Source organism: Pseudomonas sp. 1L-C-7-B-C1 (assembly GCF_057291635.1).
Window position 1 is genome coordinate 182,072 of sequence record NZ_JBXAWH010000004.1, and the last position, 25,229, is coordinate 207,300.

Annotated in this window: 21 protein-coding genes and 1 pseudogene; 7 read left to right on the plus strand and 15 right to left on the minus strand. The window is 61.8% G+C overall.

Annotation, left to right across the window (positions count from 1 at the left end; translation table 11 throughout):
- Positions 1 to 101: 101 nt before the first annotated feature.
- The 9 genes from prfB to AC0Z8Z_RS08370 all read right to left on the minus strand — a co-directional run bounded on the left by prfB (position 102) and on the right by AC0Z8Z_RS08370 (position 11,035).
- A protein-coding gene (prfB, locus tag AC0Z8Z_RS08330; RefSeq protein WP_108120905.1) for a peptide chain release factor 2 occupies positions 102 to 1,197 on the minus strand; the annotation gives its coding sequence in 2 pieces (ribosomal slippage) (positions 102 to 1,124 and positions 1,126 to 1,197; 1,095 coding nt in all).
- 160 nt (positions 1,198 to 1,357) lie between these two features.
- Complete coding sequence (locus AC0Z8Z_RS08335; protein ID WP_485618789.1) at positions 1,358 to 2,362, minus strand: diguanylate cyclase domain-containing protein; 1,005 nt, start codon at positions 2,360 to 2,362, stop codon at positions 1,358 to 1,360.
- A 45-nt stretch (positions 2,363 to 2,407) separates the two neighbouring features.
- Positions 2,408 to 3,418 (minus strand): chemotaxis response regulator protein-glutamate methylesterase, encoded by a 1,011-nt coding sequence (gene cheB / locus AC0Z8Z_RS08340; protein ID WP_172610913.1) that lies wholly within the window; start codon positions 3,416 to 3,418, stop codon positions 2,408 to 2,410.
- A complete protein-coding gene (locus AC0Z8Z_RS08345; protein ID WP_122535086.1) occupies positions 3,415 to 5,751 on the minus strand; it encodes a hybrid sensor histidine kinase/response regulator in 2,337 nt (778 codons plus the stop codon). Before AC0Z8Z_RS08345 ends, cheB begins: the two co-directional genes overlap by 4 nt.
- Positions 5,748 to 6,431 carry a chemotaxis protein CheW gene (locus AC0Z8Z_RS08350; RefSeq protein ID WP_122535085.1) on the minus strand — a complete coding sequence of 228 codons (684 nt, stop codon included), beginning with the start codon at positions 6,429 to 6,431 and terminating at the stop codon, positions 5,748 to 5,750. The genes AC0Z8Z_RS08345 and AC0Z8Z_RS08350 overlap by 4 nt, the downstream gene beginning before the upstream one ends.
- The gene (locus AC0Z8Z_RS08355; RefSeq protein WP_485618790.1) at positions 6,428 to 7,768 is read right to left on the minus strand and encodes a CheR family methyltransferase; all 1,341 of its coding nucleotides are present in this window, start codon (positions 7,766 to 7,768) and stop codon (positions 6,428 to 6,430) included. Before AC0Z8Z_RS08355 ends, AC0Z8Z_RS08350 begins: the two co-directional genes overlap by 4 nt.
- Positions 7,765 to 8,301, minus strand: coding sequence for a chemotaxis protein CheW (locus tag AC0Z8Z_RS08360; RefSeq protein WP_122623435.1), 537 nt, complete (start codon positions 8,299 to 8,301; stop codon positions 7,765 to 7,767). The genes AC0Z8Z_RS08355 and AC0Z8Z_RS08360 overlap by 4 nt, the downstream gene beginning before the upstream one ends.
- A 9-nt stretch (positions 8,302 to 8,310) precedes the next feature.
- Positions 8,311 to 9,933 carry a methyl-accepting chemotaxis protein gene (locus AC0Z8Z_RS08365; RefSeq protein ID WP_172610906.1) on the minus strand — a complete coding sequence of 541 codons (1,623 nt, stop codon included), beginning with the start codon at positions 9,931 to 9,933 and terminating at the stop codon, positions 8,311 to 8,313.
- A gap of 340 nt (positions 9,934 to 10,273) precedes the next feature.
- On the minus strand, positions 10,274 to 11,035 hold the full coding sequence (locus tag AC0Z8Z_RS08370) for a tellurite resistance TerB family protein (RefSeq protein ID WP_485618791.1): 762 nt from the start codon (positions 11,033 to 11,035) through the stop codon (positions 10,274 to 10,276).
- Positions 11,036 to 11,297: 262 nt separating this feature from the next.
- Between AC0Z8Z_RS08370 and ydcS the strand changes: the two genes are divergently transcribed.
- From ydcS to AC0Z8Z_RS08400, 6 genes are all read left to right on the plus strand, one after another.
- Positions 11,298 to 12,449: a putative ABC transporter substrate-binding protein YdcS gene (ydcS, locus tag AC0Z8Z_RS08375; RefSeq protein WP_485618792.1), complete on the plus strand. Its 1,152-nt coding sequence runs from the start codon at positions 11,298 to 11,300 to the stop codon at positions 12,447 to 12,449.
- 3 nt (positions 12,450 to 12,452) lie between these two features.
- Positions 12,453 to 13,490 carry an ABC transporter ATP-binding protein gene (locus AC0Z8Z_RS08380; protein WP_485618793.1) on the plus strand — a complete coding sequence of 346 codons (1,038 nt, stop codon included), beginning with the start codon at positions 12,453 to 12,455 and terminating at the stop codon, positions 13,488 to 13,490.
- 1 nt (position 13,491) lies between these two features.
- Positions 13,492 to 14,442 carry an ABC transporter permease gene (locus AC0Z8Z_RS08385; protein WP_485618794.1) on the plus strand — a complete coding sequence of 317 codons (951 nt, stop codon included), beginning with the start codon at positions 13,492 to 13,494 and terminating at the stop codon, positions 14,440 to 14,442.
- Entirely contained in the window at positions 14,432 to 15,241 is an 810-nt protein-coding gene (locus tag AC0Z8Z_RS08390; RefSeq protein WP_485618795.1) for an ABC transporter permease, read from the plus strand. Before AC0Z8Z_RS08385 ends, AC0Z8Z_RS08390 begins: the two co-directional genes overlap by 11 nt.
- 96 nt (positions 15,242 to 15,337) lie before the next feature.
- On the plus strand, positions 15,338 to 15,592 hold the full coding sequence (locus tag AC0Z8Z_RS08395; RefSeq protein ID WP_427684190.1) for a type II toxin-antitoxin system HicA family toxin: 255 nt from the start codon (positions 15,338 to 15,340) through the stop codon (positions 15,590 to 15,592).
- Entirely contained in the window at positions 15,589 to 15,915 is a 327-nt protein-coding gene (locus AC0Z8Z_RS08400) for a type II toxin-antitoxin system HicB family antitoxin (protein WP_485618796.1), read from the plus strand. The genes AC0Z8Z_RS08395 and AC0Z8Z_RS08400 overlap by 4 nt, the downstream gene beginning before the upstream one ends.
- A 49-nt stretch (positions 15,916 to 15,964) precedes the next feature.
- On the opposite strand, the gene AC0Z8Z_RS08405 is transcribed toward AC0Z8Z_RS08400, so the two are convergent.
- From AC0Z8Z_RS08405 to AC0Z8Z_RS08415, 3 genes are all read right to left on the minus strand, one after another.
- Entirely contained in the window at positions 15,965 to 17,071 is a 1,107-nt protein-coding gene (locus AC0Z8Z_RS08405; RefSeq protein ID WP_485618797.1) for an NADH:flavin oxidoreductase/NADH oxidase, read from the minus strand.
- Positions 17,072 to 17,370: 299 nt separating this feature from the next.
- Positions 17,371 to 19,080, minus strand: a complete 1,710-nt coding sequence (gene recJ / locus AC0Z8Z_RS08410; RefSeq protein WP_172610891.1) for a single-stranded-DNA-specific exonuclease RecJ — start codon at positions 19,078 to 19,080, stop codon at positions 17,371 to 17,373.
- A 68-nt stretch (positions 19,081 to 19,148) separates the two neighbouring features.
- Entirely contained in the window at positions 19,149 to 19,691 is a 543-nt protein-coding gene (locus AC0Z8Z_RS08415) for a YaeQ family protein (protein WP_065989944.1), read from the minus strand.
- A 238-nt stretch (positions 19,692 to 19,929) separates the two neighbouring features.
- Between AC0Z8Z_RS08415 and AC0Z8Z_RS08420 the strand changes: the two genes are divergently transcribed.
- Positions 19,930 to 20,787, plus strand: coding sequence for a TIGR02285 family protein (locus AC0Z8Z_RS08420; RefSeq protein WP_485618901.1), 858 nt, complete (start codon positions 19,930 to 19,932; stop codon positions 20,785 to 20,787).
- 193 nt (positions 20,788 to 20,980) lie between these two features.
- Here the strand turns inward: AC0Z8Z_RS08420 and AC0Z8Z_RS08425 are convergent, their stop codons facing one another.
- The 3 genes and pseudogenes from AC0Z8Z_RS08425 to thrC form a co-directional block, all read right to left on the minus strand.
- Positions 20,981 to 21,277, minus strand: a complete 297-nt coding sequence (locus AC0Z8Z_RS08425; protein WP_122535073.1) for a DUF3509 domain-containing protein — start codon at positions 21,275 to 21,277, stop codon at positions 20,981 to 20,983.
- A 213-nt stretch (positions 21,278 to 21,490) separates the two neighbouring features.
- Positions 21,491 to 23,575, minus strand: a pseudogene (locus AC0Z8Z_RS08430) (transporter substrate-binding domain-containing protein); the annotation flags it as partial.
- A 159-nt stretch (positions 23,576 to 23,734) separates the two neighbouring features.
- Entirely contained in the window at positions 23,735 to 25,144 is a 1,410-nt protein-coding gene (gene thrC, locus AC0Z8Z_RS08435) for a threonine synthase (RefSeq protein WP_122623426.1), read from the minus strand.
- Between the last annotated feature and the right edge of the window lie 85 nt (positions 25,145 to 25,229).

Genomic DNA, 25,229 nt, shown 5'->3' on the forward strand with positions numbered 1-25,229 from the left:
ATCACAGGTTCGTGGCCCTTCGTCTGGCCGGGAAGCGCGACAAAGGATCGCGGGCGGCGACGTCATGATGACGCGCCCGACCCGCAACAGTGGTGTGGCGATTACAGGCCCTGTTTGAGGCTCGCGATCAGGTATTCGTCGATGTCGCCATCGAGCACCTTGTCGCAATCGCTGCGTTCGACGCTGGTGCGCAGGTCCTTGATGCGCGAGGCATCAAGCACGTACGAGCGGATCTGGTGACCCCAGCCGATGTCCGACTTGGTGTCTTCCAGCGCTTGCGAGGCCGCGTTGCGCTTCTGCACTTCCTGCTCGTACAAGCGTGCCCGCAGCATCTTCATCGCGGTGTCTTTGTTGGCGTGCTGGGAACGTTCGTTCTGGCAGCTGACCACGGTGTTGGTCGGAACGTGAGTAATCCGGACCGCCGAGTCAGTGGTGTTAACGTGCTGACCACCGGCGCCCGAGGAGCGGTAGGTGTCGATGCGCAGGTCCGACGGGTTGATGTCGATTTCGATGTTGTCATCGATTTCCGGCGACACGAACACGGCCGAGAACGAGGTGTGACGGCGGTTGCCGGAGTCGAACGGGCTCTTGCGGACCAGACGGTGGACACCGATTTCGGTGCGCAACCAGCCAAATGCGTACTCGCCCTTGATGTGCACCGTGGCGCCCTTGATGCCGGCGACTTCACCGGCCGATAATTCCATGATGGTCGCGTCGAAGCCGCGCTTGTCGGCCCAGCGCAGGTACATACGCAGAAGGATGTTCGCCCAGTCCTGGGCTTCTGTGCCGCCGGAACCGGCCTGGATGTCCAGGTAGGCGTTGTTCTGGTCCATCTCGCCGCTGAACATGCGACGGAATTCCAGTTTTTCCAGGGCCTCGCGCAGGCGCTCGACTTCAGCGGCAACGTCGTCGACGGCGGCCTGGTCTTCTTCTTCGGCGGACATCAGCAACAGGTCCTTGGCGTCCACCAGGCCGGTACTCATCTCGTCGAGGGTGTCGACGATCTGCGCCAGCAGCGAACGCTCGCGGCCCAGTTCCTGGGCGTAAGACGGGTTGTTCCAGACGTTTGGATCTTCGAGCTCGCGGTTAACTTCGGTCAGACGATCATGCTTGTGATCGTAGTCAAAGATACCCCCGAATGGTTTCGGAGCGCTCGGACAGGTCCTTGATGCTGTTTAGGATCGGGTTGATTTCCATGGTAGGCAGCACTCGCAGGCGATTTTCACAAAGCCGGCGAGTATAGCGCAGCCAATCCAGCGATGGCAGTCCGTTGGGCGGGGGTGAGCCGTGTTCATTGTCCTTGACGAGTCACCAATCCGGTGACGGCCAGGGAGCGCGGGAGTGTGGATTCCCCGCCCTACCCCACCGCCACCTGATTGCGGCCATTGTGTTTGGCCGCATACAACCCCTGATCCGCACTCTGAATCAGCTGGCGACTGTGACTGCCCACTTGCGGCACCATAGTGGCCAGGCCAATGCTGACGGTCAGGCTCGAGCCTTGGGTCGGGGCGACGTGGGGGATGTTCATGCCGGCGATGGTCTGGCGCAGCTTTTCCGCCAGCAGGCGTGCGCCACCCGGTGATGTGCTGGGCAGTACCAGCGCAAATTCTTCGCCGCCATAACGCGCCGGCAGGTCGGAGGGACGGCTGGAGTTGGCACGGATGGCTTTGGCGACCTGACGCAACGCCTCGTCACCTTCGAGATGGCCGAAGGCGTCGTTGTAGGCCTTGAAGTAATCCACGTCGATCATCAGCAGCGAGATCTGCGTCTGCTCACGGGTGGAACGGCGCCATTCCAGTTCCAGGTATTCGTCGAAGTGTCGGCGATTGGACAGGCCGGTCAAGCCGTCTGAGTTCATCAGGCGTTGCAGCACCAGATTGGTGTCGAGCAGCTGTTGCTGGCTGACACGCAACGCACGATAGGCTTCGTCGCGCTGCAGCAGCGTCATGTACGAGCGCGAGTGGTAGCGAATGCGCGCGACCAGTTCGATGTTGTCCGGCAATTTGACCAGGTAATCGTTGGCGCCGGCGGCAAAGGCGGCGCTCTTGATCAGCGGGTCTTCCTTGGTCGAGAGCACGATGATCGGGATGTCACGGGTCTTCGGGTTGTTGCGGTATTCACGCACCAGCGTCAGGCCGTCCAGGCCGGGCATCACCAGGTCCTGAAGAATCACGGTAGGTTTGATGAGAATGGCTTGCGCGATCGCTTGATGCGGGTCTGCGCAGAAGTGAAAGTCGATATTGTCTTCGTGAGCCAGCCCGCGTCGGACGGCCTCGCCGATCATGGCCTGATCGTCGACGAGCAACACCATGGCAGCGTTTTCATCCGTGGCGTTCAGATCGTCCAGTTGCAAATCATGCATGCGGGGTCTCCTGGTCACAGGCGGGCTGTGAGATCACCTGGAAATTCATTGGGTGAATACCTCCTTCAAGCGAGGTGCGATCGATTCCAGTGAGCGAATTTCCATGGCGGCGTCGATCGCCGCAGCCGCTTTGGGCATGCCGTATACCGCGCAGCTCGCCTGATCCTGCGCGATGGTGAGAAAGCCCCGCTGCCGCATCAGTTTGAGCCCCTGCGCACCATCACGGCCCATGCCGGTCAACAAAACACCCACTGCATCACCATTCCAATAGCTGGCCACACTTTCGAAAAACACGTCGATGGACGGCCTGTAAATTTCGTTAACCGGCTCTGCGGTGTACGCCAGTGTGCCGTTCCTGAGCAGACGAATATGATGGTTGGTGCCTGCGAGCAGCACCGTGCCCACTTGCGGCGGCTCGCCATCGCGCGCCAGCCTGACTTCCAGCCCCGAAGCGCTGCTCAGCCATTGCGCCATCCCCTCGGCGAACACCTGATCCACGTGCTGCACCAGCACGATCGCTGCCGGGAAATCCGCAGGCAGCGCTTTAAGCAGTATTTCCAGCGCGGCGGGCCCGCCGGCCGATGAGCCGATCGCGATTAACCGCTGACGCTGTGCCGATTCGCGCACCGGTGGCGGCGCGGGGCGGACCCGCGTGTCCCGCTCGCCAATGAGCCAGCCTATATTAAGGATCTTGCGCAACAAAGGCGCGGCTGCATCCTTGGGATTGCCGGCCCCCAGCGCGGGCGTGTCGACCACGTCCAGCGCGCCATGCCCCATGGCTTCGAACACCCGATGCACATTCTGCTCGCGGTCCACGGTGACGATGACGATGGCGCACGGCGTCGCCGCCATGATACGTCGAGTCGCCTCCACACCGTCCATCACCGGCATGATCAGGTCCATCAATATCAAGTCAGGCGTCAGCTGGGCGCAACGCTCCACCGCCTCGGCGCCGTTGCTGGCCACCCAGACGATCTGGTGCGCCGGCTCGAAGGCCAGCGCGCGGCGCAACGCCTCCACCGCCATGGCCATGTCATTGACGATGGCAATCTTCATCCCTGCGCATCTCCTATCAACTCAACGACTGCATCGAGCAGCGCATCGTCATGGAAACTGGCCTTGGCCAGATAATAATCGGCACCGGCGTCCAGGCCGCGACGGCGGTCTTCTTCACGGTCCTTGTACGACACCACCATCACCGGCAGCGATTGCAGGCGGCTGTCGCGACGCACCAGGGTCACCAGCTCGATACCGTCCATGCGCGGCATGTCGATGTCGGTGATGAGCAAGTCGAAATCCTCACCGCGCAGGGCGTTCCAGCCGTCCATGCCATCCACGGCCACCGCCACTTCATAGCCACGACTGAGCAACAATTTGCGTTCCAGTTCGCGCACCGTCAGCGAGTCGTCGACCACCAGCACGCGCTTGCGCACCCGGGTGTCGGCCTGACGACTGCGCCGGTCAATGCGTTCCAGGCGCCCGGTGTTGAGGAGTTTCTCCACCGATCGCAGCATGTCTTCGACGTCGATGATCAACACCGCCGAGCCGTCGTCAAGCAAAGCGCCGGCGGAGATGTCCTGAACCTTGCCCAGGCGCGGATCCAGCGGCAGAACCACCAGCGTGCGTTCGCCGATGAAGCGTTCCACGGCGACGCCATACACGGCATCGCGCTCGCGGATGACCACCACTTTGAGCACGTCTTCACTGTGCTGGCTGGCAGGACGATTAAGTAGCTGAGTGGCCGCGACCAGCCCGACATGCCGCTCCTCGTGCCAGAAATGCTGACGGCCTTCCAATTGCACGATCTCATCGGCACGCACGTCCCGCATGCGCTCGATGTGCGCCAGCGGAAAGGCATACGCTTCGCCGCCGACGTCCACCACCAGGCTACGCACCACCGACAAGGTCAACGGTACTTCCAGATGGAAGCGGCTGCCCTGTCCGGCGCGCTGATCCATTTCAACGCCGCCACGCAGTTGCCGAATCATGTGCTGAACCGCGTCCAGGCCAACCCCTCGTCCGGACACTTCGGTGACCTTGTCGCGCATGCTGAAACCGGGCAGGAACAGGAAGCTCAACAGTTCTTCCTCGCTCAACTGCGCAGCGGTTTCGGCAGGCGAAAGTTTGCGCTCGATGATGCTCAGGCGCAGGCGTTCGAGGTCAACGCCGGCGCCGTCGTCGATCAGCTCGACCACCAGCAGCCCGGCCTGGTGCGAGGCCTTCAGTTGAATCAGCCCCTCGGCCGGCTTGCCGCAGGCGATACGCTGTGCGGGCAGTTCGATGCCGTGGTCGACGGCGTTGCGCAGCAGATGGGTCAGGGGCGCTTCAAGTTTTTCCAGCACGTCGCGGTCGACCTGGGTCTTTTCGCCGTCGATTTCCAGGCGCACCTGTTTGCCCAGCGAACGGCCCAGATCACGGACCATGCGCGCCTGCCCCGCCAGCACATCGGCAAACGGGCGCATGCGGCAGGCCAGCGCGGTGTCATAGAGCAGTTGCGCGCGCTGCGATGCCTGCCAGCCGAACTCGTCGAGGTCAGCCGTTTGTTGAATCAGCAAATGCTGCGCTTCGCCGAGCAGACGCCGCGCTTCGTCCAGCGCCTTCTGCGCGTCGGGATCGGTGTTGGCGCCGAGCAAGGCTTCAAGACTGTCCAGCGCCCTTGTTGCGCCGGTCTGGGTGCGTTTGACCCGCTGCATTGCGGCCAGATACGGCTTCAGGCGCTGGGTCTCGACCAGCGACTTGCTCGACAGGTCCAGCAGATTGTTCAAACGTTCGGCGGTGACGCGCAGGACCCGTTCGCCGGTTTCGGCAACGCGTCGCTCGCCAGGGCCATCCGCTTTGAGCGCGGGGTCCGGCGCAGGTTCGACAACGGAGGCTGCCAGCTCTTCGGCCGCCGAATCCTGCGCAGATTGAAGCGAGGTGACCAGCGACTGCGCGTTGGCGAGCAGGATGTCCTCAAGCGAAGGCAGCGCAGTGGGCACCAGCATGGCTTTCATGGCCGGATCGTCGCTGACCATGTTGTTCATCAGCGCCACGTAACCGTCCACATCCGCTTGGGGCACGCTGGCGCCAGGCGTGGCGATGCGCATCAGCAAATCGGTGCCCATCAGCAAGGCGTCGATGTGCTCGGGCAGAAGGTGCAATCGCCCTTCCTGAGCGCTGACCAGGCAATCTTCCATGACGTGGGAGACGCTGACACCGGCGTTGACCCCGACAATCCGCGCCGCGCCTTTCAGCGAATGGGCCGCGCGCATGCACGCCTCCAGGTGATCGGCCTGGGTCGGGTTGCGCTCGAGGGCCAACAGGCCGGCGCTCAACACCTGGGTCTGAGCTTCAGCCTCCAGGGTGAAGAGTTCGAACAGCGACGCGTCGCGCATTTGATCGGGCGTCATGTCAGGCTCCGGTTCACGGCCGACAACAGCTGGTCTTCATCGAGCAGGCGCAAGCTGCGGTTTTTCCATTGCACGACGCCTCGGGTGAAGCGCGCGTTGCTGTTCTGCGCCGATGCCGAGGCCGTATCCAGCAGGCGCGCCTCGATGGCATGAATGCCGTCGACCTCATCCACTGGCACCACCACCGGGCCGCCGTCTGCCGAAACGATCAGCATGCGCGGCAATGTTCGGGCATCACCCACCGGCGCGACCGAAGGATCCAGCCCGAGCAGTTCGACGAATGACAGACAGGCCACCAGCGCGCCGCGCACATTGGCAACGCCCAGCAGGGCACGGGATCGCTGGTGCGGAAGGGAATGAATGGCTTGCACCGGCGATACTTCCACCAGACACCTCGTCGGCAGACCGAGCCATTCTTCGCCGAGACGGAACACCACCGTCGAGCGGGTCTGGACGTCAGCGGCAAGCGCATCGCTGTGCACAGACACACGCTGCTCCTGGGCCAGGGAGTAACGGTCGAGCAAGCGCGTTGCCGCGGCCGAATACACCGAGCAGTTGCGGCAATGAATGTGATCGGCAAGCAGCGGGCAGGACCGGTCGCCATGGATGCCGATGCGATTCCAGCAGTCGTCGATCGCCGCGGCGTCGTCGCTGACCAGCTCTGTGTGTACGCGACTCATCCGCTGCGTCCTTCTTTAGTGACACCCCTTGCCGCGCGCTCCTGCAGCCGCCGGGCCCCTGCGCTATCGCCTTGGGCGGCGAGCAGCGCGGCCAGTTGCGCCAGGGTTTCCGGATGCTGTGGTTGCAGATACAACGCCTTGCGATAAAACCCTTGGGCCGCGCTCGTCTCCCCCGCCACTTCGCTGAGCAGACCCAGCCAGTAGAACACCGGCGCAACGGGTTCGAAGCGCTTGAGGTACTGCTCACCAGCAGCCTTTGCCTCCGTCGTCCGGCCTTCATTGGCAAGGGCCGCGATGCTGCGCAATAACTCGGCAGCTTCGCCGTTGCCAGAACCCGTCGCCGCCACCGCTTTGATGTCGGGTCTGAGCGCAGCCCTGCGTTCTTCGGTCAGCGCAGGATTATTCAATAACCTCCGCACAAAGGGCTGAGGTTTATGGGCGCCGCGCGACAGGGCCGATGTCGGGTGAGCAGACGAGGAATCGCTTCGCGACGGCTGCATGGCTGGGGCAGTCACGACACTGTGGGGTTCGGCAATGGCCTCGTCACGCCGACGAAAGGCGAAGGACTGCGCGATGCCAATCGACACCATGCCCATGCGCCCGAGCAGGCTGCCCTCGGCGGGGCCGATAAACAACACGCCGTCTTCGCGGGTCATGCGTTTCAGCGCCTCGAAGCCCTGACGCTGGGTGTCGACGTCGAAGTAGATCAGCAGATTGCGGCAGAACACGAAGTCGTACGCCGACTGCGCCACCGCCATCGCAGGGTCGAGCAGATTGCCTGATTGGAAGCGGACCTGATCCCGCACCCGCTCCTCCAGGCGATAGCCCTCCTCGGCCGCGCTGAAAAAACGTTCCCGAAAACCCAGTTGATCGCCGCGGAAGGAGTTCTTGCCATACACGCTCTGGCGGGCGCGCTGGATCGAAAGCGGGCTGATGTCCACTGCCTCGACGCTGAACTGCGGCCCTCGAAGACCGGCGTCGAACAGCGCCATGGCGATGGAATAAGGTTCCTCGCCGGTGGAGCACGGCAAGCTGAGAATGCGCAGCGGGCGTACGCCATTGAGCTGCGCCAGTCGGGCATTGGCCAGCTTGCCGAGGGTGACGAACGATTCCGGATAACGGAAAAACCACGTTTCGGGGACGATCACCGCTTCGATCAGCGCCTGTTGTTCGTCCGCCGAACCCAGCAGCATGTGCCAGTAGTCGTCGTGGTCCCGCGCCTTGGACAGCGTGCAGCGCTGACGCACGGCGCGCTCGATGATCGCCTCGCCCACCGACGCGACGTCGAGCCCGATGCGGTCTTTGAGAAAGGCGAAGAAACGCGCGTCGCTGCTCATGGCGCGGCCTCGAAGGCATCGAGACTCATGGGCTGCTCGGGAAACAACAGCTCGCGCACGGCGTCGCTGAGTAAGTCCTCGACGCGTATCCATTGCAGCAGGCCTTGTTCGTCTTCGCGCACCGGGCCCAGATACGGGGCTTGTGAGTTGTCCAGGCCGTAGGCCTTGAATTCATGGGGCGAGCAGCGCAGCGTGTCGGTCGCCTGTTCGAGGATCAAACCCAGTTCCCGCGCCGGACGATCACCGCCAAGGCGGTAATGCACCAGCACCAGCCGCGTGCTGGTGCGCAGTTGCGCGGGATGGCCGAAGGTCAGCGCGCTGAGGTCGATGACCGGTACGATGGCACCCCGGTGGGCAAACACACCGGCGACCCAGTGCGGCGCCTGTGCGATGGGCTTGAGCACCAGCCGCGGCAGCACTTCGGCGACTTCCGTCGCTTGCAGCGCATAGCGTTCCGCACCGATGCGAAATAGCAGAAACAGCTTGTTCTTCGGCAACACCGCAGCGTTGCGCCTGGCTGAATGCTCGATCATGGGCCTGGCTCAGACCTTGAAACGCGAAACGCCGCTACGCAGCCCCACCGCCACCTGACTCAGCTCATCAATGGCGAAGCTGGCCTGACGCAGGGATTCCACAGTCTGACTGCTGGCATCGCCCAGCTGCACCAGCGCCTGGTTGATCTGTTCGGCGCCCGTGGCCTGGGCCTGCATGCCTTCGTTGACCATCAACACACGCGGCGCCAGGGCCTGCACTTGATGGATGATCTGCGAAAGCTGCTCGCCGACCTGGGTCACTTCGTACATGCCGCGACGCACTTCTTCGGAAAACTTGTCCATGCCCATGACGCCCGCCGACACCGCCGACTGGATCTCGCGAACCATTTGCTCGATATCGTAAGTGGCAACGGCGGTCTGGTCGGCCAGGCGGCGGACTTCGGTGGCGACCACGGCGAAACCTCGGCCGTATTCGCCGGCTTTTTCCGCTTCGATCGCGGCGTTGAGAGACAGCAGGTTGGTCTGGTCGGCGACTTTGACGATGGTCACTACGACCTGATTGATGTTGCCGGCCTTCTCATTGAGGATCGCCAGCTTGGAGTTGACCAGATCGGCAGCACCCATGACCGAGTGCATGGTTTCTTCCATGCGCGCCAGGCCTTGCTGACCGGAGCCCGCCAGGACCGAAGCCTGATCCGCCGCCGACGTCACTTCGGTCATGGTGCGCACCAGATCCCGGGACGTCGCGGCAATCTCGCGGGAAGTGGCGCCGATTTCCGTGGTGGTCGCGGCGGTCTCGGTGGCGGTTGCCTGTTGCTGCTTGGAGGTGGCGGCGATCTCGGTCACCGAGGTGGTCACCTGAATCGACGAGCGCTGGGCCTGGGACACTAACGCGGCCAGTTCGGCGACCATGTCGTTGAAACCGGTCTGCACCGATCCGAACTCATCGTTGCGGTCCAGAGCCAGTCGTGTGCTCAGGTCGCCAGTGCGCATGGTGTCGAGGATCTGCACGATGCGATTCATCGGCGCCAGAATCGCGCGCATCAGCAACAGACCGCACGCGGCGGCCGCCAGCAAGGCGATGATCAGCGAGATGCCGAGGGTGATTTTGGCGCTGGAAACAGCGGCCTGAATGGCGTCGGATGCCTTGTCGGCGACCACCTTGTTCTTGGCGCCGAGTGCGTTGAGCTGTTTGCGACCCTCAAACCATGCGGGCGTAAGTTGCTCGGTGAACATCCGTTGGGCCAGCGCGTAGTTATCGCCCTGGTAAGCCGCTAGCACCCCGTTGAGCACCAGCTGGTAGCGTTCGCGCAATTGCAGAAACTGGGCGAAGTCGTTGCGATCCGATTCGTCGAAGATGCTTTTCTGATAATTGACGATCTGCGCCTGCAGGCGATCTTCGAATTCTTTGTACTGGTCTTCTTCAGCGCTGGTGAGGTCGCGACCCGCGCCTTCAACCAGCAAATGCTGGGTGGCTACGTAGCTTTCAACCCAGGCGCCGCGCACGGTGCTGCTGTAGAAAACGCCGGGGAGCGCGTCCAGCCTCACCGCGTCTCCGCTGTTTTCGATGACCAACAGGCGATTGAACGCCGCAACCACCATCAACAGCATGATGGCGATGATGACAGCGAAGCTCGCCAAAATCCGTTGACGCAACGTCCAGTTCTTCACAGTCAGCCCTCAAGGGTTCAACGCCGGCATGACCGGGTTCAAGAAGCGGACCGACGAACGGTCCAAAACGAGCGGGAGTATAGCTTAGTGACTTCCCAATAAACGGGCCGTTTCCGACAAGGAAAACGCCATATCGCACAGCCAGATCGGAAGTGTCTTACACGCTATCGGCTTGATGTGGCGTTGCTTGATGGTACGAATGCGTTGAAGGCGGATGTATGAATGGGACTTTTGGAGCGCGGGAGAAGAATGCGGGTCAGTCTCCAATGATTATTGGGGCTGACCCGGGGGATTTGCAGGTACTCAGTTTCTTGTAACCGATGCGGCAGAGACTGACCGCTTACGGCTGCGCCTGCCGAACCTGATGCTCAAGCTCGGTTTTGAGCGCCGGATCGAGCTTCAACTGCTTGGCGAGCTCGTCCAGATAAGCACGCTCCATGAAGTGTTCTTCGTCAACCATCATCACACTGGCCAAGTACATCTCGGCGGCGATTTCCGGGGTTTGCGCTGCGCGGGCCACGTCGGCAGGGTCCAGCGGTTTGTTGAGTTCAGCGTGCAGCCATTGCTGCAGTTCGTTGTCGCCGGTGATGCGGGTGAATTCGCCTTCGATGAGTTCGCGTTCACGCTCGTCGACATGCCCGTCCGACTTGGCCGCTGCCACCAGCGCCCGCAAGATGGCCTCGCTGTGCTGTTCGACCTGGGCCGGGGGCACGCGGTCCACGGTTTGCGGCTCAGCCGGTTGCGCCACACCCTGACTCGCCTGCCAGTTGCCGTAGGCCTTGTAGGCCAGCACGCCCAGGGCCGCGAGCCCGCCGTAGGTCAGCGCTTTGCCACCCATCTTGCGTGCGCCTTTGTTGCCCATCAGCAAGCCCATCGCGCCTGCCGCCAATGCACCGCCACCGGCACCGGAGAGCAGCCCGCCCAGCCCACCGCCCACATTCCCGCCCATGCCACTGCCCAACTTGCCGCCGCTGACTTTTCCAAGCAGATCACCTAGACCGCCCTGCCCGTTGTTGCCGCTCTTGTCGTGAGCGCCGGCCTTGTTTTGCAGCAGGTCCTGGCCGGATTTCAAGAGTTGATCGAGTAAACCGCGAGTGTTCATGACTTCACCTTTAAAAGAGGGACAGACGATTCGACCCGCAGGTTAAGACGAAGGCACCTGCGCCCGTTGGGCCGGTTTGCTTCTGAATGTTGCGGCGGCCGGGCGTCCTGCGTCGGGGTGACGAAGGGTTTTCACTGAAGCGCCTCAGCCTGCTGGAATGGGCTCGGTATTTGCTGCATCAAAGTTTGTCGAGGATCGAACTGGGCACTACGCTCTGCACCACCGATCTCTGCCCAAACAACCACCAAGAGGCAACCCCACCATGTCCGTGCACAAGACCGCGATTCTGAGCGCCGTGATCAGCGCCCTATTCACCAGTGGTGCGGTGCAGGCCGCTGAAGCACTCACGGCAGTGGGCGATGGCGAGGGACAACTGGATATCGTGGCGTGGCCGGGGTATATCGAGCGCGGCGAAAGCGACAAGGCCTACGACTGGGTGACCGGCTTCGAACAGGAGACTGGCTGCAAGGTCAACGTCAAGACCGCCGCGACCTCCGACGAGATGGTCAGCCTGATGACCAAGGGCGGATATGACCTGGTCACCGCCTCGGGAGACGCGTCCTTGCGCCTGATCGCCGGCAAGCGGGTGCAGCCCATCGACCCCACGCTGATCCCGAACTGGAAAACCCTCGACCCGCGCCTGAAAGACGGGCCCTGGTACACAGTCGAGAACAAAACGTACGGCACGCCCTACCAGTGGGGCCCGAACGTGCTGATGTACAACACCAACGTATTCAAGACGCCGCCGGTGAGCTGGAGCGTGGTCTTCGAGCCACAGGATTTGCCCGACGGCAAACCGAACAAGGGTCGGGTCCAGGCTTATGACGGGCCGATCTACATCGCCGACGCCGCGCTGTATCTGAAGACCGCCAAGCCGGAATTGAACATTGTCGACCCTTACCAGCTCACCGAGACCCAGTACAAAGCCGTGCTCGACCTGCTTCGCGCCCAGCAGCCGCTGGTTCATCGCTACTGGCATGACGCGACGGTGCAGATGAGCGACGTGAAAAACGAAGGCGTGGCGGCGTCCAGTTCGTGGGGCTACATGGTCAACGGGCTGGTCGCCGACAAGCAGCCCGTCGCCTCGACCATCCCCCAGGAAGGCGCCACCGGCTGGGCCGACACGACGATGTTGCACGCCGAGGCCAAACACCCCAACTGCGCCTATAAATGGATGAACTGGTCGCTGCAACCGAAAGTTCAGGGCGACGTTGCGGCCTGGTTCGGCTCCCTGCCGGTGGTGCCTGAAGCGTGCAAGGGCAACGAACTGCTGGGCGCCGAGGGCTGCGAAACCAACGGGTTTGACCTGTTCGACAAGATCGCCTTCTGGAAAACACCCCAGGCCGAGGGCGGCAAATACGTGCCGTATAGCCGCTGGACTCAGGATTACATCGCGATCATGGGTGGGCGTTAGGCCATGACTCACGCTGTCCAGTTCACTCAGGTCTCTCGGCTGTTCGGCGCGGTGAAAGCCGTGGACCGGGTGTCCATCGATATCGAGGACGGCGAGTTCTTTTCCATGCTCGGCCCCTCGGGCTCCGGCAAGACCACCTGCCTGCGCCTGATCGCCGGCTTCGAGCAACCCAGCGCCGGCTCGATCCGCATTCATGGCCAGGAAGCGGCCGGGTTGCCGCCCTATCAGCGTGACGTCAACACCGTGTTTCAGGACTACGCCTTGTTCCCGCACATGAACGTATGGGACAACGTCGCCTACGGCCTGAAAGTCAAAGGCGTCGGCAAGGCCGAACGAATCAAGCGGGCCGACGAGGCCCTGAACATGGTCGCGCTCGATGGCTATGGTGCGCGCAAACCCGTGCAACTGTCCGGCGGCCAGCGCCAGCGTGTGGCCCTGGCGCGCGCGCTGGTCAATCGGCCGCGGGTGCTGCTGCTCGACGAACCCCTCGGCGCCCTCGACCTGAAGCTGCGCGAACAGATGCAGAGCGAGCTGAAGAAACTGCAGCGCCAGCTGGGCATCACCTTCATCTTCGTCACCCACGACCAGACCGAAGCGCTGTCGATGTCGGACCGGGTCGCGGTGTTCAACAAGGGCCGCATCGAACAAGTTGATACGCCGCGCAATCTGTACATGAAACCAGCGACGACCTTTGTGGCGGAATTCGTGGGCACCTCCAACGTTGTGCGCGGCGAACTGGCCCAGGCGTTGAGCGGCAGCCCGGGCGCGTTTTCCATTCGGCCGGAGCATATTCGGTTTGCCGAGGGCGTTGGGGCGAGCCACGAGGTTCAGGTCAGCGGCGTGCTGCACGACGTTCAATATCAGGGCAGTGCCACCCGCTACGAGGTCAAACTGGACAACGGCCAGACGCTCACAGTCAGCCAGGCCAACGATCAGTGGCTGGACACCGACGCGCGCTACCCGTCGGGGCAACGCGTTACCGTTCGCTGGGCGCGGGAAGCGATGATTGCGCTGCATGACGCGCCGGGCGAGGCGCATTGAGATGGGTCAGACGTTCACTGGCCCGGCGCCGACGCAACGGCAATCGCCACTCCGGCGTTTTTCCGGCCTGCTGTATCGACGCCCGAATCTGTACCTGTCGCTGCTGCTGATCCCGCCGCTGCTCTGGTTTGGCGCGATTTACCTCGGCTCGCTGCTGGGCCTGTTGTGGCAAAGCCTCTATACCTTCGACGACTTCAGCATGACCGTGACGCCGGACCTGACCCTGGCTAACGTCGGCGCGCTGTTCAACCCGGCCAACTTCGACGTCATCCGGCGCACCCTGACCATGGCGGTCGCGGTGTCCATCGCCAGCGCGGTCGTCGCCTTCCCCATCGCGTACTACATGGCGCGCTACACCACCGGCAAAACCAAGGCGTTTTTCTACATCGCGGTGATGATGCCGATGTGGGCCAGTTACATCGTCAAGGCATACGCATGGACACTGCTGCTCGCCAAGGGCGGCGTCGCGCAATGGTTCGTACAGCATCTGGGGTTGGCGCCGGTGTTGCAATGGCTGTTGAGCGTGCCCGGCGTCGGCGGCAGCACGTTATCGACCTCGCACCTGGGGCGCTTTCTGGTGTTTGTCTACATTTGGCTGCCGTTCATGATTCTGCCGATTCAGGCCTCCCTCGAACGCTTGCCGCCTTCACTGCTGCACGCCTCCGCCGACCTCGGCGCCACGCCCCGGCAGACGTTCACGCACGTGATTCTGCCGTTGTCGGTGCCGGGCATTGCGGCGGGCTCGATCTTCACGTTTTCGCTGACGCTGGGGGATTTCATCGTGCCGCAACTGATCGGCCCGCCGGGCTACTTCATTGGCAGCATGGTGTACGCCCAGCAAGGCGCCATCGGCAACATGCCCATGGCGGCGGCGTTCACGCTGGTGCCCATTGTGCTGATCGCGGTCTATCTCGCTATCGTCAAACGACTGGGGGCTTTCGATGCACTCTGAAAAAGCGTCGTGGGGCCTGAAAATCGCCGCCTGGGGCGGACTGGTGTTTCTGCACTTTCCGATCCTGATCATCTTCCTCTACGCCTTCAACACCGAAGACGCCGCTTTCAGTTTCCCGCCGAGAGGTTTCACCCTGAAGTGGATCAGCGTGGCCTTCGCGCGGCCTGACGTGCTGGAGTCGATCAAGCTGTCGCTGCAAATCGCCTGCGCTGCCACGCTGATCGCACTGGTGCTCGGCACGCTGGCGTCGGCGGCGTTGTACAGGCGGGACTTCTTCGGCAAGGACGGCATTTCGCTGATGCTGATTCTGCCCATCGCCCTGCCCGGCATCATCACCGGGCTGGCCTTGTTGTCGGCATTCAAGACCCTGGGGATCGAGCCGGGGATGTCCACCATCATTGTCGGCCACGCGACCTTCTGTGTGGTGATCGTCTACAACAACGTCATCGCCCGCCTGCGCCTCACGTCCCACAGCCTGATCGAAGCGTCGATGGACCTCGGCGCCGACGGCTGGCAGACCTTCCGCTACATCATCATGCCCAACCTGGGCTCGGCGCTGCTGGCCGGCGGCATGCTGGCGTTCGCCCTGTCGTTCGACGAAATCATCGTCACCACCTTCACCGCCGGGCATGAGCGCACCCTGCCCCTCTGGTTGCTCAACCAACTCAGCCGTCCACGGGACGTGCCGGTGACCAATGTGGTGGCGATGCTCGTGATGATAGTGACGATGCTGCCCATCCTCGGCGCGTACTACCTGACTCGGGGCGGGGAAAGCGTGGCGGGGAGTGGGGGGAAGTGAGGGTATCGATAGATTCGGAAGGCAGAGCGTTGACCCGTCCCCTTTTCCTACAGCATGTCCCTAGGCGGAGGCTTGTCAGTATCATATTTTGATACCATGAATAATCGACAAGCCGGCACCCTGAAAATCGTGTTTTCCAAACCCGTCCCTAGCAACCTGGAGTGGAGTCGACTGGAGTCGCTATTCACTGCTCTGGGTGCAAGAACCATAGAAGGCAATGGCTCAAGGGTCAGGTTCGAGCTCAATGGCGTGGTGGCAACCTTCCACCGCCCGCATCCAGATAAGGAGGCGAAACCCTACCAGGTTCGAGACGCGCGAGTGTTCCTTGAGCACGCAGGAGTCAACCCATGAACATCATGAATTACAAAGGCTACTCAGCCCGGATCAATTACAGCGATGAGGACGGCCTGTTCGTAGGTCATGTAGCGGGCGTCAAAGACGTGATTGGCTTTCACGGCCAGTCGGTACAGGAGCTTCGCGCAGCGTTCGAGGAGGCGGTAGACGATTATCTGGACGTCTGCAAACGCTTGGGGCGCGAGCCTCAAAAAACCTACTCCGGGAAGCTGAGCTTACGGCTGGAACCTGAGTTGCATGCGAGCGTGGCGTCACAGGCGGAGTTGGCACACAAAAGTATCAACCAATGGGTCAGTGACCTGCTTCGGCAAGCCATCTGACCCTATATCTATCAGCGAAGAGCCTATACAGGCGTCCCGAGGCTGCGCCTCAATCCCGCAAATCCGACTCATGAATCGGCTGGTCGCGGTGGGTTGCACGCTGATATTGCGCAGGCCATGTGGCCTGGCGTCCACAGAGGGCTTCGTCGGCCTGCAGCGGCCAGTACGGATCGCGCAGCAGCTCACGGGCGAGGAAAATCAGGTCGGCCTGACCCGTCCGCAGAATGGTGTCGGCCTGGGTAGGTTCGGTGATCATGCCCACGGTGCCGGTGGCAATGCCGGATTCACTGCGCACTCGAGCGGCGAACTCGGTTTGATAACCCGGGCCCACTGGAATCTCGGCTTTGGCTGCAGTACCGCCGGAAGACACGTCAACCAGATCGACGTCCAACTCTTTCAGGCGCTTGGCCAGTTCGACGGTTTCATCCGCGTTCCACCCCCCCTCCACCCAATCGGTGGCCGAGACACGCACGAACACCGGCAGCTCCGCGGGCCAGACTTCACGCACGGCTTTGGTGATTTCCAGGGTCAGACGAATGCGGTTTTCGAAGGAGCCACCGTATTGATCCTGACGCTGGTTGCTCAGCGGCGACAGGAACTGATGCAGCAGATAACCGTGGGCAGCGTGGATTTCGACCACTTTGAAACCTGCGGTCAAGGCACGTTTGGCACCGTCAGCGAAGGCTTTGATGACCTCCTGAATCTGGGCTTCATCCAGCGCAGTGGGCGTGGTGTAACTCGGATCGAAAGCGATGTCCGACGGACCCCAGGTCGCCCAGCCGCCCTGGTCGGCAGGGATAGCGCCGCTCTGGCTCACCCACGGACGCCATGTGCTGGCCTTGCGTCCGGCATGGGACAGCTGAATACCGGCCACCGCGCCTTGCGCCTCGATAAAGCGAGTAATGCGTTGCAACGGTGCGATCTGCCCGTCGTTCCAGATGCCGAGGTCTTCCGGGGTGATACGACCGTCCTGGGTAACTGCCGCCGCTTCGGTAAAGATCAGCCCGGCGCCGCCAACCGCGCGGCTGCCCAGATGGACCAGATGCCAGTCGTTGGCCAGGCCGTCGGCGCAGGAGTACTGACACATCGGCGAAACCACAATGCGATTGCGCAGTGTCAGTTGGCGAAGGGTATAGGGTTCAAGCAGCAGGCTCATAGGGACCTCTCAGATCGTGTGGCAGGTTCCATAGGTTGCGAACCTTGAGCCTAGTCGACAACCCGAGAGAAGTGAGGGTTCAGTCGTTTACCGGCTGAAGCCGGTCCTGTTGACACACCCCGGCACCTGTAGGACTGGCTTTGGCCGGAAAAGGCGTCGGGGGTCGCGCTGCGAAACTGAGGGTGCTCAAACAGGCCTCTTCCCGGCTAAAGCCGGTCCCACTAAAAAGCAACGCGTGCACCCGTGGGACCGGCTTTAGCCGGGAAAGCGTCAGTAGCACACCGCACGTTGATCGGGGCTCAGCGTGGTGAGAGGTGAACCACCATCAATTGCACGGTTTCGTTGCCGCGAAACTCGTTCAGGTCCAACTTGTAGGCCAGCTCGACCCAGCGCACCGTCGGGTTGGGCCATACCTCGCGATCGACGCTGAAGGCGATGCCTTCAAGCTTCACGCTGCCGCACTCGGTCTTGAGTACCATCTTCAAATGGCGCTCGCCGACCACTCGCTGCTCAACCAGCTGGAACACGCCATGGAACAACGGTTCGGGAAAGTGCTGTCCCCATGGGCCGGCGTTGCGCAGGGCGCGGGCCAGTTCCAGATGAAATTCTTCCACCGCCAGGGTGCCGTCGGACAACAGCCGGCCGGTCAGGTCCTCTTCCTTGAGCTGGCGGCGAACCTCGGTGTCGAAGGCCTCGGCAAATGCCGGGAAGTTGCCCTCCGGCAGCGACAGCCCGGCCGCCATCGCGTGGCCGCCGAACTTGCTGATCAGCTCGGGATGCCTCGCCGCCACGGCATCGAGTGCATCGCGGATGTGAAAGCCCGGCACCGAACGCGCCGAGCCTTTCAGCACCCCCTCGCCGGCGCTGGCGAATGCAATGGTCGGGCGGTGATAACGCTCTTTCATGCGCGAGGCCAGAATGCCAATCACGCCCTGGTGCCACTCGGGTTCGAACAAACATAGCCCGAACGGCATCGACTCCAGTGGCAAGTCCTTGAGCTGGGCCAGCGCTTCTCGCTGCATGCCCTGTTCGATGGATTTGCGGTCCTGATTGAGCTCGTCCAGACGCACGGCCATTTCCCGCGCCTCGGTCTCGTCATCACACAGCAGGCATTCGATGCCCAGGCTCATGTCATCCAGACGCCCGGCGGCGTTCAGGCGCGGGCCGATGATGAAGCCCAGGTCGGTGGAGGTGATCCGCGAGGCCTCGCGACGGGCCACTTCGAGAATGGCGCGCAACCCCGGACGCGCACGCCCGGCGCGGATGCGCATCAATCCCTGGTGCACCAGAATCCGATTGTTGGCGTCCAGCGGCACAACGTCGGCAACGCTGCCCAACGCCACCAGATCCAGCAACTCGCCCAGATTGGGTTGAGCACGGCCCTCGAACCAGCCGATGTCCCGCAGTCGCGCGCGCAAGGCCATCAACACATAAAAGATCACGCCGACGCCGGCCAGCGACTTGCTCGGGAACGTGCAGCCGGGCTGGTTCGGGTTGACGATGGCGTCGGCCGCCGGCAATTCGTGACCAGGCAAATGATGGTCGGTGACCAATACCTGCAAGCCTGCTGCTTTCGCTGCCGCCACACCTTCGACGCTGGAAATGCCGTTGTCCACGGTCATCAACAGCTCGGGCTGGCGCTCAAGCGCGACCTGAACGATTTCCGGTGTCAGGCCGTAACCGAATTCGAAACGGTTCGGCACCAGGTAGTCCACATGCGCCGCACCCAGCAGGCGCAGGCCCAACACGCCGACCGTGCTGGCCGTCGCGCCGTCGGCATCGAAGTCTCCGACGATAAGGATGCGCTGACGCTGCTGAAAGGCCGTCACCAGCAGATCGACGGCGGCGTCGATGCCTTTGAGCTGTTGATAGGGGATCAACCGGGCTAGGCCCTTGTCGAGCTCTGCCTCCGAGGCCACACCGCGTGCTGCGTACAACCGGGTGAGCAAGGGCGGCAAATCGCCAAGAAAAGGAAGGGTGTCAGGTAACTCGCGTGGTTCGATGCGCATTCAGGTTCCGCTGGGATTCTCGTTGGGACTGGCAGGAGGTAGCGATGCCGTCGCGGTGCAGGCGTGAATCAGCCCCGCTCGCCTGCCAGCCACTGCAATTGCACTTCGTGCTGGCCGCGATCATCGGTGACGAAGATCGTGCCTTCGCTGATCATCACGTCCCACTTGATCACCCGAGGCATGTCTTTGGACAGGACTTCCAGCGCTTCCTGGGGTACCGAAGCGATGTTGACGTTCTTCAGTGTCTTGATCGCCGGGATGACCTTGCCTTCCCACACCCGCAGACTGCCGTAGGCCAGCAGGCTGGTGCGTTCGGTGCGACGCGAGCACCAGGTCAGGCGGTCGGCATCAGGCTGGCCCACTTCGATCCAGTGCAGAACGCGATCGTCCAGACTCTTTTCCCACAAGGCAGGTTCGTCGACGTCGGACAGACCCCGGCCGAACGACAGGTGCTCGTTGTACCAGAAGGCGTAAGCCAGCAGGCGCACGGTCATGCGCTCTTCGGTTTCCGAAGGATGACGGGCGATGGTCTGCTTGACGGTTTCATAGACCCCGCGATCAAGGTCGGTGAGATTGAGTTCGAACTTGTAGGTCGTGGACGGCTGGGCCATGAACGGGCTTCTAGAGAGACGGGAAAGGCGGCAAGTCTACCCGATGCAGCCCCGTTGAACGACCGAACTCGATGAGCGATGCGGGTCGCCCTTTGAATGGGGGATGGGGCACAACATTCGCGAGGGGTTACTCAAGCCCGTACGACATGTGTTAAATAAATGAAGCACATCACCGATTCCTTGCTGCGAGACGCTGTCGATGAGGGTCAACGCTGCCATGCATGACACCGGTTCCCGAATGCGCGCCTTGCTGGTCGTTGCGCTGCTCGCCTGCCTGCCCGCTACCGCGTCGGCGCGTGAAACGCTGATCTGGCTGCTCCGCGATTTCCCGCCCCTGACCATATTTTCCGGGCCACTGGCGGGCCAGGGGGCCATCGACAAGCTGATGCCCGAGCTGACGGCACGGATGCCGGAATACGATCATCAGATCATGCACGTCAACCGCGCGCGCGGAACGCAGATGCTCAATGACCCCGATGTGTTCGCCTGCGACCCCACCCTGCTATGGACGCCGGAGCGGGACAAAACCATTCTGTTTTCCATCCCTGCCTACGCCACGCCCAGTAATGGCGTGACCATCGAACGCAGGCGTCACGCATTCTTCGCGGCGTTCATGGATGCCGACGGGCGTCTGGATCTTGGCGCCTTGCTGGCCAGCGACAGCGTCGATGTCGGCATCGTCGGTGGACGCAGTTACGGCCCGGTCATCGACAAAGTGCTGCGCGAGACCAATCACCCCAATCGACTGATCCTGCACTACGGCAACGCGGCGGTCGGCAGCATGCTGGAGATGGAACGACTGGATCGCTTTCAGGCGATCATCAGTTACTGGCCGGAGGCGCGCTTTCACGCCCAACAACAAGGCATCCCCCTGGAGGACCTGGAGTTTCTGCCGGTCAAGGGCGTGCCCAAATACCAGTTCGCTCACATTGCCTGTTCAAAAACAGACAAGGGGCGCGCGGCGATGGACATCATCAACCGGGAAATGCGCGTGCTGCGAGTGACGCGACTAATCGGGTTTTATGCGGAGTGGATGGTCAAGAAGGAGGAGTATCTTCGCGACGCCCAGACGTTCTTCGAAGAGCCGCCGAATTGACGTGGGGTAAACCGCTGTCTGGCGCAAAAAGCCGAATTTCAGACAAAAGAAACCCCGAGCAGCGGGGAGACTGCTCGGGGTCAACCGCGGTCCATCTTGGACCCGCACGGCAGGCAGCATGAACACCGGAGCACAATGCCTGCGCCTACCGTAACTGATAGGAGCCTACTGAATTGAGAAGGTTCCCCGCAGCTCAGACAAAAGGTCGAGCTGCAGCATAAGCGGCGGACTGCGAAACATTGCGCAAGGCGGCGATTACGCAAGGCTCGATGCGCCCTTCTGCCACCATCAAGTCACGGTGCAGACCATCTACCACGTCCGTCAGCTGACGCTTGTCGCCCAATTGCGATGCAGAGAAAACACGTTCGATTACCATCGCACCCGCTGGATTTTTCAGCGTCACCAGGCGCTCGCCCAGGATACCGGCAGGGCCAATATTCACCTGATAAGGGGACAGCGCTTCGCTCAGTAGCAAGCTGATATTTTCCATCCGGATCACCACTCAACAGTTTGAATGCAAAGGTGCTAACCAATGACCATTGGCAGCAGTGAAAAGTTCGAGAGCCGGAATGCGCGAACTCAAGCGCACCTGATTCCGGCAGTCTGATCCCCGAGCATGCCTGCCGATTGTGACAGGCGGAATTCACTCCTCCGGAGCCTTTGCCTGCCCTGTGCCGTCGAGCAGCGCGCGCAGCTGCCCTGCCGCCTCCTCCGCTGCCGTGCGCGCGTCACGCAATTCAGACTCAAGGCGCTTGCGCTCGCTGATGTCGATCCAGCCGCCGAGCAAACCATGCAACTGACCGTCGCCGCGGTGGTACGGCACCGCCCATTGCCAGGCATGGATCTGTCGCCCGGCAAGCGTAAGGGTGCGCTCGGTAAATGCGGGCTGCTGCGTGTCCAGCAGCTTCATGTAATCAGCGTGCATTTGCTCGGCGAGGTCGCCAGGAACGAGATCGACGTCGATCAGGCGCCGTCCCTGTAGTTGCTCGTAACCGATACCAAAGCTTTCCTCATAACTGCGATTGCAGGCAATCAGCCGCCCCTGAAGATCACGTACGTAAATCGGGTTCGGGATGCCGTTGAGCAGCGTGCGTTTGAAGGCCAACTGATCACCCAGCTGTTCTTCCGCGCGCTGACGTTGGTGAATCTGAAACTTCAAACGGCTGCTCCAGGCCAGGGACACAATGCCCAGCAGCAGCGAAACGCTCATGACCCAGTAAATCCACGCCGGTATACGATTCCAGACCGAGGGTGGAACGGCGCCCGCGCCAAGCCATTTGAGGCGGATCGCACGCATTTCAGCCACAGGAAATTCTTCCAGCGCCTTGTTCAGAATGCTGAGCAATTCGGGATGGGTCTTGACCACGGAAAATCTGTCCGGCGACCACAGGCCTTCGACGCTGCGCCCCACTTTCAGTTCGCCAGGAGAGATCCATGCACCCGCCTCGTTCTGGAGCGTTGCGTCCGCCTCGCCCTCCTCGACCAACTGTCGCGCCTCTGCATAAGTGGGCACAAGCCGCAAGCGGATGTCGGGATAGCGCTTCTGGATGAACTCCAGCAACGCATGCCGCGCAGGAAGTGCCAGCACCTTGCCGGCCATGTCCGACAATTGCAGGGACGCGTCGCTGTCGGCGCGCAACAGAAATACCCAGCTATTGCCGCCGAAGGCATAGGTGAAATCCAGCAGCTTCTTGCGCTCAGGGTTTTCGGCCAGCGTGGTGTTCATGTGTGCACCGCCGTCTGCCAATGTCTCCAGCAGCGCATGGGTGGAAGCCGCGTCCTCGTACACGAACTGCAGTCCGGTCAGACGCGAAATGCGCGACAGCAGATCGACGTTCAACCCCACCCATCGCCCTCGAGCGTCTTTGTAAACGTACGGAGGGTGCTGGGTCGACGCCACGATGACCCGCGGATGCTTGCGAATCCATAGCTGTTCGCCGGCACTGAAACTGACTTGCCGATGACCCGGATCTGCGCCGAGGCCGACGGTCCATCGTCCGTGGATTTCACGGTTCAATGATTCATCCATGTCCGCCAGGGCAAGGCCAAAAAGCTTCAGCAGCTTTGACTCCTGTTCACGAAATGCGAAGGAAAATCCCACGGGCGGCAACAGACTGTCGAACTTGATCTGTAACCCAAGATAGGGCCGCAACAGGCTGTAGGACTGGACCATCAGCTCATTCGCGATCAGTGCGTCGGCATCCTCGTGAGCCAGTGCTTCCATGGCGCTGTAGAGAGTGGGGGCAAGCACGATCTCGCTTTTGGGGTAGGTTCGCTGCACCACTGCAGCATCGGCATAGCCATCCAGCAATAGCACGCGCTTGTTTTCGAGCGAAGGCTTGAGGCCAATGTCGTTGCCGCGGCCGACCACCACCGCACGGTCCGGCACGTATTCAGGCGTGAACGCCAGCCCGGCTGTGTTTCGCTCAAACCCGCTGGCGCTGGTCAGCACGTCGATTTCTCCGGCCAGCAACGCGTCCACCGCGTGTGCACGCTTGGCAAACCCTTGCACATGGGTCGGAATCCCCAACCGGGCAGTGACCACGCTGAGGTAATCCGCACTGATGCCCTGATACCGATTACGGTCGGCGGTGATGTCGACGGGCTCGTGATCGGCGACGGAAATACCGACCCGCAGCACTTTTCGTGCGTCCAGCCACTGGCGGTCCGCGTCATCAAGCGCCAGGGGCTGTTGCGCAAGGAATGGCGCGCCCAAGGTGAAAGGCAGGTTTTCAGAGGTATGGCCGACGCGGCTGTAGAGACACACAAGCAGGAGCACCGCCCACAGCGCCGGTCCGAAATCAAGGTGACGGCCGTTGAATACCGTTGAGTAAAAATGTTTAACAACCACAGGCTTATCCGAGAATTAAAATTCTTCGGAAGTGTGGCACGCAGAAAATACAAGGCCCGCTGCGAGGCGGGCCTTAGTTGTTACACGACGATACCGTCAGAGAGGTTTGCCACGATTACCGTGCTGGCTGACAAAGGCCTGTACGGCCTTGAGGTCATTTGGCAGGACAGTGCAGCGTTCGTCTCGCTCAAACAAATCAGACAAATGTGCAGGCAGCTCGAGCGCTTTTCCTACACCGGCTTTTAGCACGGCGTCCGGGAACTTGACCGGATGCGCTGTGCCCAGAATCACCATCGGCGTGTCCAGACTGCGGCGGCAGTCCCGCGCGGCTTTTACGCCGATCGCGGTGTGCGGATCCAGCAACTCGCCGGTGCTGGCGAACACTTCAGCGATGGTTTTGCAGGTGTCTTCGTCACTGACCGCCAGGGAATCGAACAGCTTGCGGGTTTCGGTCCAGCGTTCCTCTTCAACGCTGAAACCGCCGCCCTGCCTGAAGTTGGCCATGAGCTCGGCAATCGCGCCGCCGTTGCGACCGTGCATGTCGAACAGCAGACGCTCGAAGTTGGACGACACCATGATGTCCATCGACGGCGACAGCGTGGCGTGCAGGGTTTCCTTGACGTACTGATTGCCGCTCATGAAGCGGTGCAGGATGTCGTTGCGGTTAGTGGCAACCACTAGTTGGCTGATCGGCAAGCCCATGTTGCGGGCCAGGTAACCGGCGAAGATGTCGCCGAAGTTGCCGGTCGGCACGGAGAACGCCACCGAACGCGCCGGACCACCCAGCTGCAGGGCCGCGTGGAAGTAGTAGACGATCTGGGCCATGATCCGCGCCCAGTTGATCGAGTTCACCGCCACCAGACGCGTGCCTTTCAGAAAGCTCTGGTCGGCGAAGCTGTTCTTGACCATTTCCTGGCAGTCGTCGAAGTTGCCTTCGATCGCGATGTTATGGATGTTCTCACCGAAGATGGTGGTCATCTGGCGGCGCTGAACATCGGACACGCGGTTGTTCGGGTGCAGGATGAAGATGTCGACGTTATCGCAACGACGGCAGCCTTCGATGGCGGCCGAGCCAGTGTCACCCGAGGTGGCGCCGATGATGACCACGCGCTCGCCACGCTTCTCCAGCACGTAATCCAGCAGACGACCCAGCAGTTGCAGGGCGAAATCCTTGAACGCCAGGGTCGGGCCGTGAAACAGCTCCAATACCCACTCGTTGCCGTTCAGCTGGCGCAGCGGCGCCACCGCAGCGTGGGAGAAAACGCCGTAGGTTTCTTCGAGAATCTTTTTGAAATCCGCGTCGGGGATGCTGCCCGTCACGAACGGACGCATCACGCGAAAAGCCAGCTCGTGATAAGGCAGCCCGGCCCAGGACGCGATCTCTTCCTGAGTAAAGCGCGGCAGGTTTTCCGGCACATACAGACCGCCATCGCTTGCCAGGCCGGTCAGCAGCACGTCTTCGAAATTCAGGGCCGGTGCCTGGCCGCGGGTACTGATATAGCGCATTTTTCAAACCTTCGGTTTGGGCGGCAAGCTTCAAGTGGTGGGCTGCAGGTCAAGACGATTTGCCTTCCCCCTGCCGCCCGGAGCA

Bases quoted from the DNA above. Each gene is read 5' to 3' on its own strand.
- AC0Z8Z_RS08335 (WP_485618789.1), bottom strand. From the start codon at position 2,362: ATGCATGATTTGCAACTGGACGATCTGAACGCCACGGATGAAAACGCT.
- cheB (WP_172610913.1), bottom strand. From the start codon at position 3,418: ATGAAGATTGCCATCGTCAATGACATGGCCATGGCGGTGGAGGCGTTG.
- AC0Z8Z_RS08345 (WP_122535086.1), bottom strand. From the start codon at position 5,751: ATGACGCCCGATCAAATGCGCGACGCGTCGCTGTTCGAACTCTTCACC.
- AC0Z8Z_RS08350 (WP_122535085.1), bottom strand. From the start codon at position 6,431: ATGAGTCGCGTACACACAGAGCTGGTCAGCGACGACGCCGCGGCGATC.
- AC0Z8Z_RS08355 (WP_485618790.1), bottom strand. From the start codon at position 7,768: ATGAGCAGCGACGCGCGTTTCTTCGCCTTTCTCAAAGACCGCATCGGG.
- AC0Z8Z_RS08360 (WP_122623435.1), bottom strand. From the start codon at position 8,301: ATGATCGAGCATTCAGCCAGGCGCAACGCTGCGGTGTTGCCGAAGAAC.
- AC0Z8Z_RS08370 (WP_485618791.1), bottom strand. From the start codon at position 11,035: ATGAACACTCGCGGTTTACTCGATCAACTCTTGAAATCCGGCCAGGAC.
- ydcS (WP_485618792.1), top strand. From the start codon at position 11,298: ATGTCCGTGCACAAGACCGCGATTCTGAGCGCCGTGATCAGCGCCCTA.
- AC0Z8Z_RS08380 (WP_485618793.1), top strand. From the start codon at position 12,453: ATGACTCACGCTGTCCAGTTCACTCAGGTCTCTCGGCTGTTCGGCGCG.
- AC0Z8Z_RS08385 (WP_485618794.1), top strand. From the start codon at position 13,492: ATGGGTCAGACGTTCACTGGCCCGGCGCCGACGCAACGGCAATCGCCA.
- AC0Z8Z_RS08390 (WP_485618795.1), top strand. From the start codon at position 14,432: ATGCACTCTGAAAAAGCGTCGTGGGGCCTGAAAATCGCCGCCTGGGGC.
- AC0Z8Z_RS08395 (WP_427684190.1), top strand. From the start codon at position 15,338: ATGAATAATCGACAAGCCGGCACCCTGAAAATCGTGTTTTCCAAACCC.
- AC0Z8Z_RS08400 (WP_485618796.1), top strand. From the start codon at position 15,589: ATGAACATCATGAATTACAAAGGCTACTCAGCCCGGATCAATTACAGC.
- AC0Z8Z_RS08405 (WP_485618797.1), bottom strand. From the start codon at position 17,071: ATGAGCCTGCTGCTTGAACCCTATACCCTTCGCCAACTGACACTGCGC.
- recJ (WP_172610891.1), bottom strand. From the start codon at position 19,080: ATGCGCATCGAACCACGCGAGTTACCTGACACCCTTCCTTTTCTTGGC.
- AC0Z8Z_RS08415 (WP_065989944.1), bottom strand. From the start codon at position 19,691: ATGGCCCAGCCGTCCACGACCTACAAGTTCGAACTCAATCTCACCGAC.
- AC0Z8Z_RS08420 (WP_485618901.1), top strand. From the start codon at position 19,930: ATGCGCGCCTTGCTGGTCGTTGCGCTGCTCGCCTGCCTGCCCGCTACC.
- AC0Z8Z_RS08425 (WP_122535073.1), bottom strand. From the start codon at position 21,277: ATGGAAAATATCAGCTTGCTACTGAGCGAAGCGCTGTCCCCTTATCAG.
- thrC (WP_122623426.1), bottom strand. From the start codon at position 25,144: ATGCGCTATATCAGTACCCGCGGCCAGGCACCGGCCCTGAATTTCGAA.